Below are 16,457 nucleotides of genomic sequence, written 5' to 3' on the forward strand. Positions count from 1 at the left end.
AACCATCGACTCTATCGAACCGGTAGTTTTAGTGCGGCGCAATTCTATTGCGCCGCATATTTTTTGAAATACGCCAGTGTTTCATCATAGGGCTTTGAATCGGCTGTGCGCCAATCATGAACGCTATCAACATTCAGCAATTCACCTTGCGGTGACAAAATCAAAACCGTCGGTGTACCGCGCACTTCCAAAACACCAAATCGTTGCGCTACATCAAGATTACGATCGCGGTGACCGACATCGACCCATACAAGCTCATATCCCTCAGCCACAATCGCCGCGAGTTCCGGCTCTTCAAATTTTCCGGCCAAACCACGGCTGTCATGACACCAGTTCCCGCCGAGCACCAAAAGCACATTCTTGCCGCTTGCTTGCGCCGCGGACAAAGCCACATCAACATCCATCATTGCGTTGCGCGACGCATCGAACGGGCGCGGATTGTCATCACGGTGCTCGGTTTTTGCGGCTTCAACGGGCGTTGATCCAACCGCGTTCGTACAACCAGAGACTGACAGAACCGCAATCCCGATCAATAATACTCTCAACACGTTCTAACTCTCCTTGATATAGTTGACTAAGCGGTCACACGCTTCGTTTAAAACTTCTTTTTTCTTACAAAAGCAAAATCGCACAAAATTGTGTGGCGCGTCCGCTTGGGAAGGGTGGTAAAAAGCTGAAATCGGTACAGCGGCTACTTTCGCTTTTTCAGTAATCTCACGACAAAAGGCTGCATCGTCATCACGCCCTACAGAGCGAATATCAACGGTGATAAAATATGTTCCCGCGCACGGTAGAACATCAAACCCCGCCTCTGTTAAACCCTCAGCCATTAAATTTCGCTTCGTCTGCATATCGGTCTTGAACGCGGCATAATAGTCATCGCCCATGCGCAGCCCCGCCGCCACAGCTTTTTGCAAAGGTATCGGCACGGTATAGGCTAAATGTTGATGCGCCTTCATGACACCGGTAATGAGATGCGCTGGGCCGGAGACATAGCCAATCCGAAATCCGGTTAGTGAAAAAGTCTTTCCAGCGGACCCGATGCGGACACAACGATCACGCATGCCCGATATTGTCATTAGCGGTTGGTGCGAAACTCCATCAAAAATCAAATGCTCGTAAACTTCGTCACATACAACAATCAGGTCCTGCTTGATCGCAATATCGGCAATAAGTGACAATTCATCCGTAGACATCACTTTGCCTAACGGGTTATGGGGCGTATTAACGACGATCAATTTCGTCTTTGGTGTGATCGCTCGTTCCAGTGCCTCGCGATCCAGCTGCCAATGGGGCGGGACAAGATTGACGAGGTTGATTCGCGCGCCCGTTGCCTCAATTTGCGGGGCATAGCATTCATAAAACGGTGCGAGCAAAACCGCCTCATCCCCCGGCGACAGGAACCCCAGGAAAGCTGCTGCCAGCCCTTCGGTCGCGCCGGAGACCACAAGCGTTTCCGTTTCAGGGTTTAGGTCAAGCCCATAAAAACGCTGGTTATCAAACGCAATCGCCTCGCGCAGCTCGGGAATGCCCTCCACCGGCGCATATTGGTTTGGCCCTTCTATTGTCGCTCTGGCGGCAATCTCTCTGATCTCGCGCGGACCATCCTCGTCGGGAAAGCCTTGGCCAAGGTTAATCGCATCATGAGCGTTCGCGAGCCGCGACATGGTCGGAAAAATCGACTGCGGACGATCGGAGAAAACGGGGTTCAAGCGCGGCATCTAGGGGTCTTTTCTGTTCGGCGAGCAATACCGCCAAGGACATTTTGAACTGCAGAACCACTATAGCGTAACTTGCTTGGGTGCGGATAACTACGCACCGGAACAGGGTTTTTTATTGATTTTCGCGCGGTGCGGGTTCGGCCCGAGCGCATGCACGCAATTAACCGCAGATGAAAAAGCCGGGTGATTGCTCACCCGGCTTGATTGAGTTTAGGCAGCTTTTTTAAGCGCCTTTTTTGCTTTTTTTAGTTTTGATTCTTGCTTGCTGATAATCTTTTTGCGGCCTTTGATCTCTTTTTTGAGTTTTTTAACGCGCTTGTTTGCCATTGGCTTTTCCTTAATTGACTAAAAATCGACCCGCGCAACACCTTACTTATCGGGCTTATCCTGCTCGGCTAAAAAGCCCTTGATGAAGCGGCGGATTTCCCGGGCGGCGCTGGTATCCATCTCATCACAATGCTCAATGAAGCGATCTCGGTCTTTGCGATTAATGCGAATGACCAATTGGCTATCTTTTTTGTTCGCTTTTTTTGTCTTGTCCGCCATGACCGCTAACGAGTTATGCAATGAGTGTACAATGTATATACATTGCATCCCATTCAGTCAAGCGCATTATGCGCATAAAAAAAACCGCCCCGAATGGGGCGGTGTTTAGTTTGCGGGTCGTGGGGGATATTATTGTTGAGGGTCCTCATCGGCTGCGTCTTCGATGTCCTCTTTCATTTGTTCAGCGGTTTCATCGACGCGATCACCAAATTCATCGGCGGCTTGTTCGGCCTCTTCGCTGACATCATGAGCAGTGTCTTCGGCATTTTCTTCGATGTTCTCTGCGGTTTCATCAATGGCGTCGCCCGCTGCATCAGCGGCGTCTTCCATATCTTCACCGGCTTTCTCGGCGGCTTCGCGCGCGTCAGCACCGGCCTCTTCCATTTTATCCGAAGCGGTTTTCTCACCGCAGGCCACAAGGCCCGATGCGCCGAAAACCAATGCGATACTTAAGAGTAATTCTTTTCTCATGGCTCACGCCCCTTAATTGCTTTCGGGAAGGAGAACACAGGGAACCGAGAAAGGTTCATTCATAGGCTGAAGATAAATTTCAGCTGCGATTAAATATGAGAAAGAAAAAGGCGCTAGCGAAATCCGCCAGCGCCTAATTTCAACTCAGAATACATACACGCCGCTTAGAGGCTTTCATTCGCTTTCTTGACCGCCTCGGCTTCGAGATAAAGTTCAGAGCCCATCTTTTTATATTTTTCTGACATTTCTTTCATGCCGTCTTCCGAGAGGCGTTCGAGGTCTTTTTTCTCGTTGTCAGAAAGGCCATCCGCATAGTCGCGAACGTCCTGGGTGATTTTCATGGAACAGAATTTCGGCCCGCACATGGAACAGAAATGCGCGACCTTGTGGGCCTCTTTAGGCAAAGTCTGATCATGGTAGTCACGGGCGGTCTCGGGGTCGAGAGCGAGGTTGAATTGATCCTCCCAACGGAAATCAAACCGCGCGCGGGAGACCGCATCATCACGCACCTGCGCCGCCGGATGCCCCTTCGCGAGGTCCGCCGCATGGGCCGCGAGTTTATAGGTGATCACGCCGACTTTAACGTCATCGCGGTCAGGCAGGCCAAGATGCTCCTTAGGCGTTACATAGCATAGCATGGCCGTACCGAACCAGCCGATCATTGCCGCGCCAATACCGGATGTGATGTGATCATAGCCGGGTGCAATATCGGTGGTGAGCGGCCCAAGCGTATAGAACGGGGCTTCGCCACATTCTTTTAGCTGTTTGGTCATGTTCACGCGGATTTTGTGCATTGGCACATGCCCCGGCCCTTCGATCATAACCTGACAACCGTGATCCCACGCGATCTTTGTCAGCTCGCCAAGGGTTTCAAGCTCGGCGAACTGCGCGCGGTCATTGGCATCCGCCACAGAGCCCGGACGCAAGCCATCACCGAGCGAGAACGACACGTCATATTTGCGCATGATCTCGCAGATTTCTTCAAAGTTCGTATAAAGAAAGCTTTCGCGGTGATGCGCAAGGCACCATTTCGCCATAATCGAGCCGCCGCGCGAAACAATGCCCGTCACGCGATCTGCGGTCAGGTGAATATAGGGTAATCGCACGCCCGCATGGATGGTGAAATAATCAACGCCCTGCTCGGCCTGCTCGATCAGGGTATCGCGATAGACCTCCCATGTCAGGTCTTCGGCGACGCCATTGACCTTTTCGAGAGCCTGATAAATTGGCACCGTCCCGATTGGCACGGGCGAGTTGCGGATAATCCATTCGCGGGTGTTGTGAATATTCCGTCCCGTCGAAAGGTCCATCACGTTATCCGCGCCCCAACGGGTTGCCCAGACCATTTTGTCGACTTCTTCTTCGACCGATGACGCCACCGCAGAGTTACCGATATTGGCATTAATCTTTACAAGAAAGTTTCTGCCAATGATCTGGGGTTCGATTTCGGGGTGGTTGATGTTGGATGGGATAATCGCACGACCACGAGCAATTTCATCGCGCACAAATTCCGGCGTGATAAAAGGCGGGATGTCCGCGCCAAAGCTTTCGCCTTGGGCTACGCGCTCTTCTGCGCCGTCTAGGATTTGTTTACGGCCAAGATTTTCGCGGATCGCGACAAATTCCATCTCGGCGGTGATGACCCCCGCTTTTGCGAATTCATATTGCGTGACCGGGCCTGTGCCTGTCCCGCGTAGGGGACGGTTTTTGACCGGGAATTCCCGCGCCAGATGTTTACCGCTCGCGCCGCCGTTATCTTCGGGCTTTACGTCACGGCCATCATATTCCTCGACATTGCCGCGCGCCTTGATCCATGCAGTACGCGTGCGCGCAAGGCCCTTTTCTACGTCGATCTCAACGCTCGGGTCAGTATAGGGGCCGGATGTGTCATAGACCGGCACCGCCGGTTCGTTCGCACTCGGGTGCAGATCAATTTCGCGCACCGGAACTTTTATATCCGCATACTGATCGCCAGAGACATAGACTTTGCGCGATGATGGCAAGGCCCCCGTGGTGACTTCAGGTGTTTTAAATTCAGATTGGGGGACGTGTTTGTTCATGATTTAACTTTCTTGGAGAGATTGGATGAAATTCGTTTACGCAGATCAATCGGTATCAGGCGATACCCGCACGACCCGTTAACCCGAGCAGCAGTAAAAGCGCGCCGATAATGATGATGCCAACAGCAAAACCGAAAACTGCGCCGGGGCGGAGAAAGCTCGCGGACCATTTCATGAGCGGGTCTGGCATCGCGATCAGGACAACACCTTCGATCGCGGCGACCCAGCAAAAAATGCTGATCGCGATGGCGAGCGGGTCTGTCCAGATATTGTGGACCATGACCAATGCGGCCCCAAGGGCGAACACAAACACGCCAGAGATATAGGTGAGGCCCTTGTGCGCGCGAAACTCGTTGAGCATCGCGGACCAGCGCTCGCGGTCAATCAAACCAGACAATCCCGCCGCGATCATGTAGATCCCGAACGCCTTAGCCAATGACAATGTCAGCACTGTTGAAGTGGTAATCATTTTCGCCTCCGTCCCTTCGCCGGTCTTAACCGATCAGGTTCAAAGGGTGCCCGTGTGACAAAACACAGTCTCAGCCGGTGCGCCGGCGCCCCTCGGAATATAGGGGATATCTAGCAAATCAACGGAAGGCGCGCAAGGATAGCGCAAACCGCAAAAAGCCGGACACAATCACCTGCGTCCCGCAGCCAAACTAAAAAATCCCGAGTAAATTCCCGCGCATCAAAAGCGCTAGTGTTCAGCAAATCGCGGTGCATCCTCGCGCGTAAGGCGATAGATCAGCAGCGCCGCCCGCGCCGTCGCATCTTTTACCGACGGCACGTCGAGCCATTCATCCGGTGTATGCGCATTTCCGCCCTGCGGGCCGAGGCCGTCCATCGAGGCGAGCACGTGGGGCGCGACGAAGGAAATATCGGCGGCACCGCGTTTTGACGGGTCATTGCCTTTCAATGGCCCTTGGCCAAGGTCCTCGCTGACATCCGATACGATTTCCAGCAAAGCCATATTCCCTTGCGTTGGTGCCATGGCCGGATAGCTGTCTTGAAACGAAATCTCGGCACCGGTTTGAGGTAGGTGCGCCTCAACGATCTCGCGCATTTTCGCCCGCGCCGCTTCTTTTTGTTCTTCGGAAATAAAACGCAAGCCCCCGTCGACCACGGATTTTTGCGCTACAACATTGGTTTTTCCGAATGCCGAACCTTTAGTCGCGGTTTCGTCATACATTACGTCCGTGCCGCCAACAAGAACGCCAGGATTGAATGTCAGATACTCTTCATCAGCAAGCGCTTCATAGAAACCATTCAGAATACGCCCCATTTCGAAAATCGCTCCCGCCCCAACTTCCTCGGAAAAGACCACACTGGAATGAGCGCGCACGCCCGTTGTTGTCAGCGTCCAACCGGAGGCACCCCGGCGCGACGTGACCACTTCGCCTTTCGCGCCCCCTTCGAAATTAAGCGCCACATCAGCGCTTTTGGCCACCGCAAGAAGGTCCTTGCGCGATTTTGAGATCGGCTTGCCGCTCATTTCTTCATCACCCGTCATGAAGACCGTAATGTTCGCGTCGCCAATCAAGCCAAGGTCGTCGAGCGCTTTTAGGGCATAAAGGATCGCCACATTGCCGCCCTTCATGTCGACAACACCGGGGCCTGTCGCGCGGTCACCATCGCGCCGCCACTCCTGAAAATCGCCGTCTTTTGCAAAAACCGTATCGAGATGTCCGATCAGCAGCAGGCTGGCACCGGTTTTTCCTTTTTTCATTGCTCTGAAATGGCCGGCACGATCCACTTTATCCTGTTCTATCCAATCTACGTCAAACCCCAGCGCTTCGAATGGCTCGGTATGGGCGTGGCCAACCTCACGCACGCCCTCGTGATTCATGGTGCCGGAATTGATGTTCACCACGTTCTCAAGAAAGGTGATTGAATCGTCAAAATTCGCCTCGACGCGCGCAACGATCGCCGCCTCTTCTTGGCTGAGCGCGACTTGCGGCGCGGTCTGTGCGAAGGCTGCAACCGGAACCAAGACGAGGGATAAAAGAGCAGTGGCAATTTTCACGGGCGAGGGCTCCTAACGATACGAACAATACTGCAAGCATGCCGCGTCCACTTTGAAAAGCAAGGTTGCTTACTGCACACCCTCGGCAATGGGGGCAACCACACCAATGATGGGCCCCATGGCTGCGCCGGGGTCGTTACGTCCTAGCGCCGGTGCGTAAACGCGCGAAATTGTTCCGTCGAGATAAAGCGCGTTCGGGGTTTGCAACACATCGCGGAAGAACAGCGCAAAATCGTAAAACCGCACCGGCGTATCGGCCAGAACGAATATAACCATTCCGCTGGTCGTTACGCCAACGCCATTGCGCCGTTTGAGGGAGGTCGATTTCGGCAAGAAGCGGGGATGGATTTCATCATCGATCACGAGCATCGGCCCGGATTGGGTCGCATAATCGGCACCCTCTTTACCGTCTCGGGTAACACCAACCCTATCGCCCTTAATCCAGAAAACCCCATTGGGTTTCATGTGAAAATTACCCAGCCCATCATTTGTATTGAGGGGCTTAACAGTTTCACCACGTTCTATAAATTGCCCGACCGGCGACCGGTCTTCGTGGTACATACCGGCATTCATGGCGAAAACCAACAATTCCTCGTCGGCAGCCAGATGTTCCGCGAGTGCGTTAAAATGGCCAAACGGCGCGCCGCTCGCATTGTTCAAAAACAGGCGCAGATCATGTTTCGACGGTTCAAACCGACAGACGATATAATTGGTTTCATCGACAGTTTGCCCAACACAGCCATTTTGAGCGGCGATTGAAGGGGAAACGAAAAACACACACAATAATATCAAGCGCATACGGATAATATGGCTTGAGACTCGTCGTGCGCCTACGCGGGTTCGCGCATAGTTATCGAATATCTTTTTCAATTTGTCGGTTTCCTCACCGCTGCATATGCATTTAGGCCCGACGGCAAGGAAATCGACTGAGGACTGTTTGAAACTGTCTGCGAAACAGGCAATTCCCACCAACCCATTTTAGTTCCGTCCCTGCGCCAGCATCACCCGGATCAGGTTCAAAGGATTCTTCTCAGTCCCATTTGCCCATACTTCTTGGCGCGTATTGCTCCTCATGAAGCTCTCGAAAATCACTTTCCGCGAGCTTGTGATAAAGTTACGCGTCGCACAAGTCGTTACCAACTGGTAACAGGCGGGACGCTCCTCGGAACAAGGGAATGATGACTCAAAAAACCACAACCTGCAAGTGAAATCGGCGCAATAAAGTTTCTTATGCGGTATTCGGACGTTTAAGCGAAACCAGTCTGTTTACAGGGTTTTGTTGCTAAAATTGTATCTTCCGCAAGGGAACCAAAGACATCACAAAACGTTACGATGGATCCGCATTTTTCTCGCGTTGTGCCAAGGCGATGGCCTGCGCAATCGCCGTGCGCATCGCATCCTTGGAATGATTGACCGTCAAGCTATCCAGTAGCTCTCCAGTGTCACGATCAACCAAAAGTGTGAACCCCGTTGCACCTTTAAAGCGCGGGTAAAGATCGGAAAGACCTTCAGCTTCAGCTTGCGTCTCTAGACTTCCCGTCTGACCGAAAGTGAAATCCAATCGCACAAATTTCACGGGCTTATCTGAGAATTCTGGAACAACCTCCGCGAGGCGCGGCTCGAGAATTTTACAAACGGAGCACCAAGCAGAGGCAAATGTCACCGCGACGACTTCTGGCTCACCCTCATAGACATAATCCACATCGGTAGCGGACGTGCGCCCAACAATCGAAAAAATTGCGATACCGAGCACGGCAACAACCGGGAAAACAAACTTTTTGAAACGCTGCATCTTTGGCCCTCATGTTTGGCGGACCCTACCGCAAAGGCAGCGCCCTATCCAGAATGATGCTGCTCAATTTTACGCGATGGATTAGTCTTGGAAGGGATCACGCATCAAAATGACATCATCGCGTTCCGGACTGGTCGAAACCATCGCGACCGGCGTTTCAATTAGCTCTTCGATGCGCCGTACATATTTGACGGCCTCTGCCGGAAGATCCGCCCATGAGCGTGCTTTCTCGGTTGAACCGCTCCAGCCCGCCATTGTTTCGTAAACCGGCTCAGCCGTCGCTTGACGTTCCGCACCCGCAGGAAGGTAATCAAACGTCTCCCCATTGATGCGATAACCAACACAGACCTTCAATTCTTCAAAGCCATCAAGAACATCAAGCTTTGTCAGCACAATACCGTCGACACCAGAAATTTTTAACGCTTGCCGCACCAAACACGCATCGAACCAACCGCAACGGCGCTGGCGCCCCGTTACTGTACCGAATTCGTGGCCGCGTTCGCCAAGGCGCTTGCCAATATCATCGTGAAGCTCCGTCGGGAACGGCCCTTCGCCCACACGGGTCGTATAGGCTTTGACGATGCCGAGCACATAATTGACCGCGCGCGGCGCAAGCCCTGAGCCGGTAGACGCCTGGCCCGCTACTGTGTTTGACGACGTAACATATGGGTAGGTCCCATGATCCACGTCGAGCAAGACACCCTGAGCACCTTCAAACAAGATCCGCTTTCCGGCTTTGCGAGCGGTATCCAGCTCGCGCCAAACAGGCCGCGCAAAAGGAACAACTTTTGGCGCAACTTCGCTAAGCTGTTCAAACAGTTTTTGTGCGTCGAAATCGTCTTGGCCAAAACCGCGCCGCAACGCATTATGATGTACAAGGAGGTTATCAATTTTTTCGCGCAGCGTCGAAAGATCAGCCAGGTCGATCAGACGCAATCCGCGCCGACCGGCCTTGTCTTCATAGGCCGGGCCAATACCACGCTTGGTGGTACCGATTTTGACGCCAGTCGCCGCGCCTTCGCGCAGGGCATCTAACTCTTGGTGGACAGGCAAGATCAGCGACGCATTTTCAGCTATCCAGAGATTAGCGTGATTGACCACGACACCTTGTTCGCTAATGCGCGAAATTTCCGCCAGCAACGCAAACGGATCGACCACAACGCCTGAGCCGATGACACCGACGCAACCGGGGCGCACAACGCCAGATGGTAACAATGATAATTTGTAGACCTTGCCATCAATGACCAGCGTATGGCCTGCATTGTGCCCACCCTGAAAACGCACAACCACATCGGCCCGCGCGGACAGCCAATCGACTATTTTGCCCTTGCCTTCATCGCCCCACTGCGCGCCGACAACTGCAACATCTGCCATTTAGGCCTCCGACCTTATTCAGGGGCCCAATGCCCATTGATAACGCGGCGCACAATAGGGCCTTCGGCGGGTTGGTCAACGTATCCACCGCCTGAATCGAGCCAAGAAACGCGACTTGGTGAAAACCCTCTTAATTGCCGATCTCAATGGGTGTGGCGTAGAGTGATACGCAGCAAAGAAAGGACGAAACATGAAACCTTTCCTGATCGGTGCCCTGCTCACCTTGACGTATAATTGCGCCGCCGCGCAGCAACCTGCCCCTGCCTGTGACTCCGAAGTGTATAGCGCGTTTGATTTCTGGCTTGGAAATTGGGTCGTCACCGCAAATGACCAGCCCGCAGGCAAAAACACCATTTCCAAACAGGAAAATGGTTGTCTGCTTTTAGAGAAATGGACGAGCGTCAATGGCGGCACGGGCCAAAGCTATAACTTTGTCGACCCCGCGACCCGAAAGTGGCACCAAATATGGGTCAGTGCCGGTGCAGTCATCGACATTCAGGGCGGCATCGACAACGGCGGTGCCATGCACCTTAAAGGGACCATAACCACCAGAACTGGCGACCAAGCGCCATTCGAAGGTGTTTGGACACCCCGCGATGACGGCAGCGTCAAACAGCACTTCAAGCAATTTAATCCTGAGACCGATCAATGGGACGACTGGTTTGTTGGTATCTATCGAAAAGCAGATGGTTAGAAAGTGGCCACAAAAAAGCCCGGCTATTAAATGCCGGGCTTTTAGCATCTCGCAGACAAGCTTTAAAAGCTAAGCGCAGTCGCCTGTTTTACGTGCGGCAACGCGCGAACCTTTTCGAGCACATCATCGGTAAGGGGTTCATCAACCGCCACCAGCGCAATCGCACCTTCACCTTGCCCCGAACGGCCAAGATTAAACGTCGCGATGTTAACGCCCGCCTCGCCCAATGTCTGACCTAGCGTACCGATAAAGCCGGGTTTATCTTCGTTGGTCGCGTAAAGCATATGCGACGCGAAACCTGCCTCCATCTCAACGCCCTTAATTTCAATAATACGCGGCGTTGAACCAAAGATCGTACCAGAAACAGTGCGTTCTTGTTTTTCGGTCACGATCTTTAGGCGGATGACACTGTCATAGCTGTCCGCATCATCGCGACTTGTTTCAGCAACCGAAATGCCGCGCTCTTTTGCGACGACTGGTGCATTAACAACATTCACCTCTGCGAGCATAGGCTTTAGGACACCCGCAACGACAGATGCCGTCAATGGTTTGGTGTTAAGGGATGCGACTTCGCCCTCAAATGATATCTCAATTTTCTTGAGACCCGTCTGCGTGAGCTGGCCCGCGAACAATCCCAGTTTTTCTGCCAATGCGATGAAAGGTTTCAGGCGCGGGGCCTCCTCGGCGGTGACTGACGGAGAGTTGAGCGCATTCGAAACAGCGCCGCGCATCAAATAATCCGACATTTGTTCAGCAACCTGAATAGCCACGTTTTCTTGCGCTTCGGTGGTTGAAGCGCCGAGATGCGGCGTCGCCACAACACCCGGGTGACCAAACAACGGATGCTCGATCGCGGGCTCTGTCGCATAAACATCAAGCGCAGCACCGGCCAAATGACCTTCATCAAGCGCATCTTTGAGTGCTTCTTCGTCAACCAAACCGCCACGGGCACAATTGACAATGTAAGCACCTTTTTTGAGTTTCGCGATATTTTCGCGGCTCAAAATATTGCGGGTTTGGTCGGTCAATGGCGTGTGCAACGTCACAATATCAGCTTTGGCCAACAATGTATCGAGATCCGCCTTTTCGACACCAAGCTCTAACGCACGTTCTTCGTTCAGGAATGGGTCAAACGCCACCACACGCATCTTAAGGCCAATCGCACGGTCAGCAACGATCGCACCAATATTGCCGCAACCAATAACGCCCAGCGTTTTGCTGAACACTTCTGCGCCCATAAACGCAGATTTTTCCCACTTGCCTTGGTGAGTAGATTTGTTCGCCTGCGGAATTTTACGAACGAGCGAGAACATCATCGCGATGGCGTGCTCAGCAGTTGTGATTGCATTGCCATAAGGCGTGTTCATGACAACCACGCCGGCGGCTGTCGCCGCAGGAATGTCGACATTATCGACCCCAATACCCGCGCGACCAATGACTTTTAGGTTTTTTGCAGCAGCGATCACATCCGCCGTTGCTTTTGTCGCCGAACGAATGGCCAAACCATCATATTTATCAATGACGGAAAGTAGTTTTTCTTTATCTTTTCCAAGCTTCGGTTCGAAATCGACCTCGACACCGCGATCACGGAAAATTTGCACAGCGGTTTCGCTCAATGCATCTGAGACTAAGACTTTGGGCATGGTAATCCCCTGAATGTAAAATTGAAAAAAAGACTAGAGTGCGGTTTTTGCGCTGGCATAGGCCCAATCGAGCCAAGGGCCGAGCGCTTCGATGTCCGTCGTATCAACCGTTGCGCCACACCAAATTCGCAAACCCGGAGGAGCATCGCGATAACCGCCAATATCATAGGCAGCATCCTGACTTTCCAAGAGCTTTTCCATGGCTTTCACGAATGCACGCTGGTCAGCTTCGTCAAGTGCCGCAATATCCGGGTCGGCAATTTTGAGGCATACGGATGTATTCGACCGTAATTCAGGATCTTCGCAAAGAAAATCGAGCCAAGGTGTCTTTTCAACGTAAGTGGCAAGCGCCGCTGCATTTGAATCTGCACGGCCATGAAGCGCCTCAAGCCCACCGAGTGAAGACGCCCATTTGAGCGCGTCAATATAGTCTTCGACACAAAGCATCGACGGTGTGTTGATAGTCGCACCTTCAAAGATGCCTTCAATCAACTTACCGCCTTTCGTAAGCCGGAAAATTTTTGGCAACGGCCAAGACGGCGTATAGCTTTCGAGGCGTTCAACCGCGCGCGGCGACAGGATCAGAACGCCATGGCCCCCCTCACCACCGAGAACTTTTTGCCAGGAATACGTAACAACATCCAGCTTCGCCCAATCGAGCGGCTGTGCAAATATGGCTGAAGTCGCATCGCAAATCACAATGCCTTCACGATCAGCACTGATCCAATCAGCGTTCGGAACCCGCACACCAGAGGTCGTACCGTTCCACGTAAAAACAACATCATGGGTCGGATCAACGGCTGCGAGGTCGGCGATCTCGCCATAACCCGCCGTCAACGAACGTGCGTCGAGTTTAAGCTGCTTGGTCACGTCGCTGACCCAGCCAGCGCCGAAGCTTTCCCATGCAAGCATGTCCACTGGGCGCTCACCCAGCATTGACCACATGGCCATTTCAACCGCGCCGGTGTCTGACGCGGGCACAATGCCGATGCGATAATCATCGGGCACACCCAAAAGCGCGCGCGTTCGGTCGATGGCGTCACCAAGGCGGGACTTGCCAATCTTGGATCGATGCGAGCGACCAAGGGGAGATGTATTGAGATTTTCAGGAGACCAGCCCGGGCGCTTGGCGCAGGGACCAGAGGAGAAATGCGGACGCGCTGGGCGCACCGCTGGCGTAGCTTCTGTCATGTTTCCATCCTTCCAGATGGTTAGCGCCCCGTTGGGGGGGCGTGGCCCGCCGCCACACTTGCGTAAAACTTATCGGCAGGTCAACAATTTTTTTGCGCCGCAATAGATTTTTTTCTTGCACCGTGCATGAGCGACCGATAGCGCGATTGCATGGCCCGCAATATGAAATCACCAAAAGAAGCAACGACCTTTGATTGGGTTTTATTTACCTTAATTATTGTCTTTGGCGGTTCGGCCTTTGTGATGATCCGCAATGCCGTCGAAACAATTCCCCCGCCTATTGTCGCCATGGGCCGGATCTGGGTCGGCGCGATTTTGTTATACATTCTGATGCGCGCAGCCGGACGCCGGCTGCCGCCACTGTTCACGCGGGTGAATGGAAAATGGCGCATACGCAGAACTTGGCGCTGGATGATCGCCGTTGGTGCCGTGGGCAATGTCATACCGTTTTTTATTTTTCCGTGGGCGCAACAATATGTGGAAAGCGGCCTCGCCGGGATCTACATGGCGTTCATGCCGATTTGGACGGTTGCACTGGCTTATTTTTTCGCTGGCGAGAATTTAAGCGGCCGAAAAATCGTCGGCTTCGGGTTGGGCTTTCTTGGTGTCGTTATTTTAATGGGACCAGAGGTCATCAAGGGTGCTTTGTCGAGTGATATTCGTGCGCAATTTGCGCTGTTATTTGCGACAATCTTATACGCAGCATCAGCCGTTTTATCGCGCAGAGCACCGCCCATCCGCCCGCGAATATTCGCAGCAGGCATGATGATAGTGGCCGCAATCATAGCGACACCAGCGTTGTTTTTTTATGATCTCAATACGGATCAGTGGTCATTAACAAGTACATTAAGTGTTATTGGCTTGGGGGTTTTCCCCACGGGCATCAATGGTGTTCTGATCATCATGTTGATCCGCCGCGCTGGTGCGGGCTTTATGGCTCTAGGAAACTACATCACACCGCTTTGGGCAGTTGCGATGGGCGCGCTGATCTATCATGAGCGACTGGAATTATCGGCGATCATCGCCCTCTCGATCATCCTTATTGGTGTGGCGATCAGCCAACGCAGCCCGTTTAGTAAAAAGCGCCAAAACAACACCGCCATTGCGGGCGAGATCGCCGAAGAATTGAAACCGATGGTCGAAAAAACAACGAGCGATCAGACAAAAATCTGACCTGTTTGCATATGGACAGCACTTCCGCCAATCCGCACGGACTGAACACTACCATTTGCGACATCCACAGTGGCAGTGATCTGGCTAGGGCGGCCCATCTCAAACCCTTGCTCGATAAGCAAGCTATGTTGACCGTCGCTCAATGCCCCCGCAAGCGCTAGTTGCCCCGGAAATCCCGCAGCGGCTCCGCCCGTTGCAGGGTCCTCCATGATACCCGCCCCCGGCGCAAACATCCGTACATGATAAGCCGCATCAGCCGCTTCGCCACCTTCCGCATAAAGATAAATGCCGACTATCTCTTCGAGTTCAAGTGCATCCCATGCGGCCTGATTCACCTTGGCGTTTCGAACGTTATCAAGTGAGGCCCGCACATAAATAAAATCAACGCCCGCGCCCACACGCCGCGGTTTGTGTAAACCTGTATCGAGGGCATCATGCGGCAACGAAAGTGCCGCTTCAATCATCGCCGTTTCCGGCGGTGTGCCATTTTCACGAGGCAGATTCGGATTTTGGAATTCTGCATATCCGCGATCCGCCGCCGAAGTAACATTTACTGCAAACACACCGGTATTAAGCTCTAGCTTCATGTCACCAGATATATTGCGCGCCCGCGCAATTGCGACCGACGACCCAATGGTTGGGTGCCCGGCAAATGGCATCTCATATCCCGGCGTAAAAATCCGTAGGCGTGCCGTATTCGATGCATCCATTGGCGGCAATATAAAGGCTGTCTCTGCTAAATTAAACTCCCGGGTAATCGTTTGCATCTGCTCGGTCGAAAGCCCTTGCGCATCCATCACGACGGCCAGCGGATTTCCCGCGAATTTGCGTTCGGTGAATACGTCCCAAGTCTCAAAATCATAACAGGCCATGAAACAATCTCCAGTATCTAGAAAACGCATATCGGTACAAACCGAACGCAATACAAACTAGAATTTTTGACACGTCATATAGCGATGCTTTTAATCATCAAACGTATGACAATGGTTTAGTGGACCGTGTCCATTACCAAAGCCCGGCGCAGTCGCGATCGCCTTGTGGACATAATCAATCGCACGGTCAACGGACGTTTGAAGCGCATTCCCTTGTGCAATCTCTGTCGCTATAGCGGATGAAAGCGTACATCCCGTTCCATGCGTCGAAGTCGTTTCTATACGTGGTGTCGTAAAAACCCGCACGCCATCAGCCGCGACCAATGTGTCTTCAACTGTTGGGCCATTCATGTGTCCGCCTTTTACGAGCGCCGCATCAACCCCGTAAGCAATTAACGCCTCCCCCGCTTGCACAACGCTGTCGCTGTCCGTTACCGATATGCCGGTCAGCGCCATTGCCTCGTCCGTGTTCGGCGTAACCACATAACTAATCGGCAAAAGGTGATCGCGAATAAACTCAGCCACGCCGCCCTTAGCAAGCGCATCACCGCTGGTCGCCACCAGAACCGGGTCGAGCACAACAGGAATGTTGGGGTGTTGCTTCAGCGCCGCTTCAATAACGCCGGCAGTATCCACATCGCCGATCATACCGATTTTAATTGCATCCGCCCCAATATCACTAAGCGTTGCATCGATCTGGTCAGCGATCACATTTGCCGCCACCGGATGAACCGCGCTCACCCCTCGCGTATTTTGCACCGTTAGCACAGTGATTGCGGTCATCGCATAACCACCAAGCGCTGTTACGGTTTTAATATCCGCTTGAATACCAGCACCGCCCGACGGATCAGACCCGGCAATAATGAGTACACGGCCTTTCACAAAGTTCCTCTTTTC

The 16,457-nt window shown here is 52.9% G+C and carries 16 protein-coding genes and 1 riboswitch; of the genes, 2 read left to right on the forward strand and 14 right to left on the reverse strand.

Annotated elements, in window-relative coordinates; genetic code table 11:
- Positions 1–44: 44 nt before the first annotated feature.
- The 10 genes from ABFZ84_RS02430 to ABFZ84_RS02475 all read right to left on the reverse strand — a co-directional run bounded on the left by ABFZ84_RS02430 (position 45) and on the right by ABFZ84_RS02475 (position 9,987).
- Positions 45–548, reverse strand: coding sequence for a thioredoxin family protein (locus ABFZ84_RS02430; protein ID WP_369312317.1), 504 nt, complete (start codon positions 546–548; stop codon positions 45–47).
- Positions 549–551: 3 nt separating this feature from the next.
- On the reverse strand, positions 552–1,721 hold the full coding sequence (locus ABFZ84_RS02435) for an aminotransferase (RefSeq protein WP_369312318.1): 1,170 nt from the start codon (positions 1,719–1,721) through the stop codon (positions 552–554).
- A 369-nt stretch (positions 1,722–2,090) separates the two neighbouring features.
- The gene (locus tag ABFZ84_RS02440) at positions 2,091–2,267 is read right to left on the reverse strand and encodes a hypothetical protein (protein ID WP_369312319.1); all 177 of its coding nucleotides are present in this window, start codon (positions 2,265–2,267) and stop codon (positions 2,091–2,093) included.
- A gap of 129 nt (positions 2,268–2,396) precedes the next feature.
- Positions 2,397–2,738 carry a hypothetical protein gene (locus tag ABFZ84_RS02445; protein WP_369312320.1) on the reverse strand — a complete coding sequence of 114 codons (342 nt, stop codon included), beginning with the start codon at positions 2,736–2,738 and terminating at the stop codon, positions 2,397–2,399.
- Between the two features lie 164 nt (positions 2,739–2,902).
- A complete protein-coding gene (gene thiC / locus ABFZ84_RS02450) occupies positions 2,903–4,798 on the reverse strand; it encodes a phosphomethylpyrimidine synthase ThiC (protein ID WP_369312321.1) in 1,896 nt (631 codons plus the stop codon).
- A 55-nt stretch (positions 4,799–4,853) separates the two neighbouring features.
- Positions 4,854–5,267 carry a DUF2065 domain-containing protein gene (locus ABFZ84_RS02455; protein ID WP_369312322.1) on the reverse strand — a complete coding sequence of 138 codons (414 nt, stop codon included), beginning with the start codon at positions 5,265–5,267 and terminating at the stop codon, positions 4,854–4,856.
- Positions 5,262–5,370, reverse strand: a riboswitch (TPP riboswitch). (Overlaps the previous gene by 6 nt.)
- Before the next feature lie 125 nt (positions 5,371–5,495).
- A complete protein-coding gene (locus ABFZ84_RS02460) occupies positions 5,496–6,821 on the reverse strand; it encodes a M20/M25/M40 family metallo-hydrolase (RefSeq protein ID WP_369312323.1) in 1,326 nt (441 codons plus the stop codon).
- 69 nt (positions 6,822–6,890) lie between these two features.
- A complete protein-coding gene (locus ABFZ84_RS02465) occupies positions 6,891–7,691 on the reverse strand; it encodes a phosphodiester glycosidase family protein (RefSeq protein WP_369312324.1) in 801 nt (266 codons plus the stop codon).
- A gap of 457 nt (positions 7,692–8,148) precedes the next feature.
- A complete protein-coding gene (locus ABFZ84_RS02470) occupies positions 8,149–8,613 on the reverse strand; it encodes a thioredoxin domain-containing protein (RefSeq protein ID WP_369312325.1) in 465 nt (154 codons plus the stop codon).
- Between the two features lie 81 nt (positions 8,614–8,694).
- On the reverse strand, positions 8,695–9,987 hold the full coding sequence (locus ABFZ84_RS02475; RefSeq protein WP_369312326.1) for an adenylosuccinate synthase: 1,293 nt from the start codon (positions 9,985–9,987) through the stop codon (positions 8,695–8,697).
- 190 nt (positions 9,988–10,177) lie between these two features.
- Here ABFZ84_RS02475 and ABFZ84_RS02480 point away from each other — a divergent pair, with 190 nt between their 5' ends.
- Positions 10,178–10,681, forward strand: coding sequence for a hypothetical protein (locus tag ABFZ84_RS02480; RefSeq protein ID WP_369312327.1), 504 nt, complete (start codon positions 10,178–10,180; stop codon positions 10,679–10,681).
- Positions 10,682–10,743: 62 nt separating this feature from the next.
- On the opposite strand, the gene serA is transcribed toward ABFZ84_RS02480, so the two are convergent.
- Together serA and ABFZ84_RS02490 are read right to left on the reverse strand one after the other, a co-directional pair.
- Entirely contained in the window at positions 10,744–12,330 is a 1,587-nt protein-coding gene (serA, locus tag ABFZ84_RS02485; protein WP_369314532.1) for a phosphoglycerate dehydrogenase, read from the reverse strand.
- Between the two features lie 27 nt (positions 12,331–12,357).
- Entirely contained in the window at positions 12,358–13,515 is a 1,158-nt protein-coding gene (locus ABFZ84_RS02490; RefSeq protein ID WP_369312328.1) for a phosphoserine transaminase, read from the reverse strand.
- Between the two features lie 150 nt (positions 13,516–13,665).
- On the opposite strand from ABFZ84_RS02490, the gene ABFZ84_RS02495 reads away from it, so the two are divergent.
- Complete coding sequence (locus tag ABFZ84_RS02495) at positions 13,666–14,688, forward strand: DMT family transporter (RefSeq protein ID WP_369312329.1); 1,023 nt, start codon at positions 13,666–13,668, stop codon at positions 14,686–14,688.
- Here the strand turns inward: ABFZ84_RS02495 and ABFZ84_RS02500 are convergent.
- Entirely contained in the window at positions 14,673–15,560 is an 888-nt protein-coding gene (locus tag ABFZ84_RS02500) for a PhzF family phenazine biosynthesis protein (protein WP_369312330.1), read from the reverse strand. The two genes, ABFZ84_RS02495 and ABFZ84_RS02500, sit on opposite strands and share 16 nt — an antisense overlap.
- A 90-nt stretch (positions 15,561–15,650) precedes the next feature.
- Complete coding sequence (gene thiD, locus ABFZ84_RS02505) at positions 15,651–16,442, reverse strand: bifunctional hydroxymethylpyrimidine kinase/phosphomethylpyrimidine kinase (RefSeq protein ID WP_369312331.1); 792 nt, start codon at positions 16,440–16,442, stop codon at positions 15,651–15,653.
- Positions 16,443–16,457 lie beyond the last annotated feature (15 nt).

This window comes from Hyphococcus lacteus (assembly GCF_041058985.1).
Classification (GTDB): Bacteria; Pseudomonadota; Alphaproteobacteria; order Caulobacterales; family Parvularculaceae; genus Hyphococcus; species Hyphococcus lacteus.

What these genes read in the sequence shown, in the direction of transcription:
- ABFZ84_RS02435 (WP_369312318.1), bottom strand. Translation starts at nt 1,721, where the DNA reads ATGCCGCGCTTGAACCCCGTTTTCTCCGATCGTCCGCAGTCGATTTTT.
- ABFZ84_RS02440 (WP_369312319.1), bottom strand. Translation starts at nt 2,267, where the DNA reads ATGGCGGACAAGACAAAAAAAGCGAACAAAAAAGATAGCCAATTGGTC.
- ABFZ84_RS02445 (WP_369312320.1), bottom strand. Translation starts at nt 2,738, where the DNA reads ATGAGAAAAGAATTACTCTTAAGTATCGCATTGGTTTTCGGCGCATCG.
- thiC (WP_369312321.1), bottom strand. Translation starts at nt 4,798, where the DNA reads ATGAACAAACACGTCCCCCAATCTGAATTTAAAACACCTGAAGTCACC.
- ABFZ84_RS02455 (WP_369312322.1), bottom strand. Translation starts at nt 5,267, where the DNA reads ATGATTACCACTTCAACAGTGCTGACATTGTCATTGGCTAAGGCGTTC.
- ABFZ84_RS02470 (WP_369312325.1), bottom strand. Translation starts at nt 8,613, where the DNA reads ATGCAGCGTTTCAAAAAGTTTGTTTTCCCGGTTGTTGCCGTGCTCGGT.
- ABFZ84_RS02475 (WP_369312326.1), bottom strand. Translation starts at nt 9,987, where the DNA reads ATGGCAGATGTTGCAGTTGTCGGCGCGCAGTGGGGCGATGAAGGCAAG.
- ABFZ84_RS02480 (WP_369312327.1), top strand. Translation starts at nt 10,178, where the DNA reads ATGAAACCTTTCCTGATCGGTGCCCTGCTCACCTTGACGTATAATTGC.
- ABFZ84_RS02490 (WP_369312328.1), bottom strand. Translation starts at nt 13,515, where the DNA reads ATGACAGAAGCTACGCCAGCGGTGCGCCCAGCGCGTCCGCATTTCTCC.
- ABFZ84_RS02495 (WP_369312329.1), top strand. Translation starts at nt 13,666, where the DNA reads ATGGCCCGCAATATGAAATCACCAAAAGAAGCAACGACCTTTGATTGG.
- ABFZ84_RS02500 (WP_369312330.1), bottom strand. Translation starts at nt 15,560, where the DNA reads ATGGCCTGTTATGATTTTGAGACTTGGGACGTATTCACCGAACGCAAA.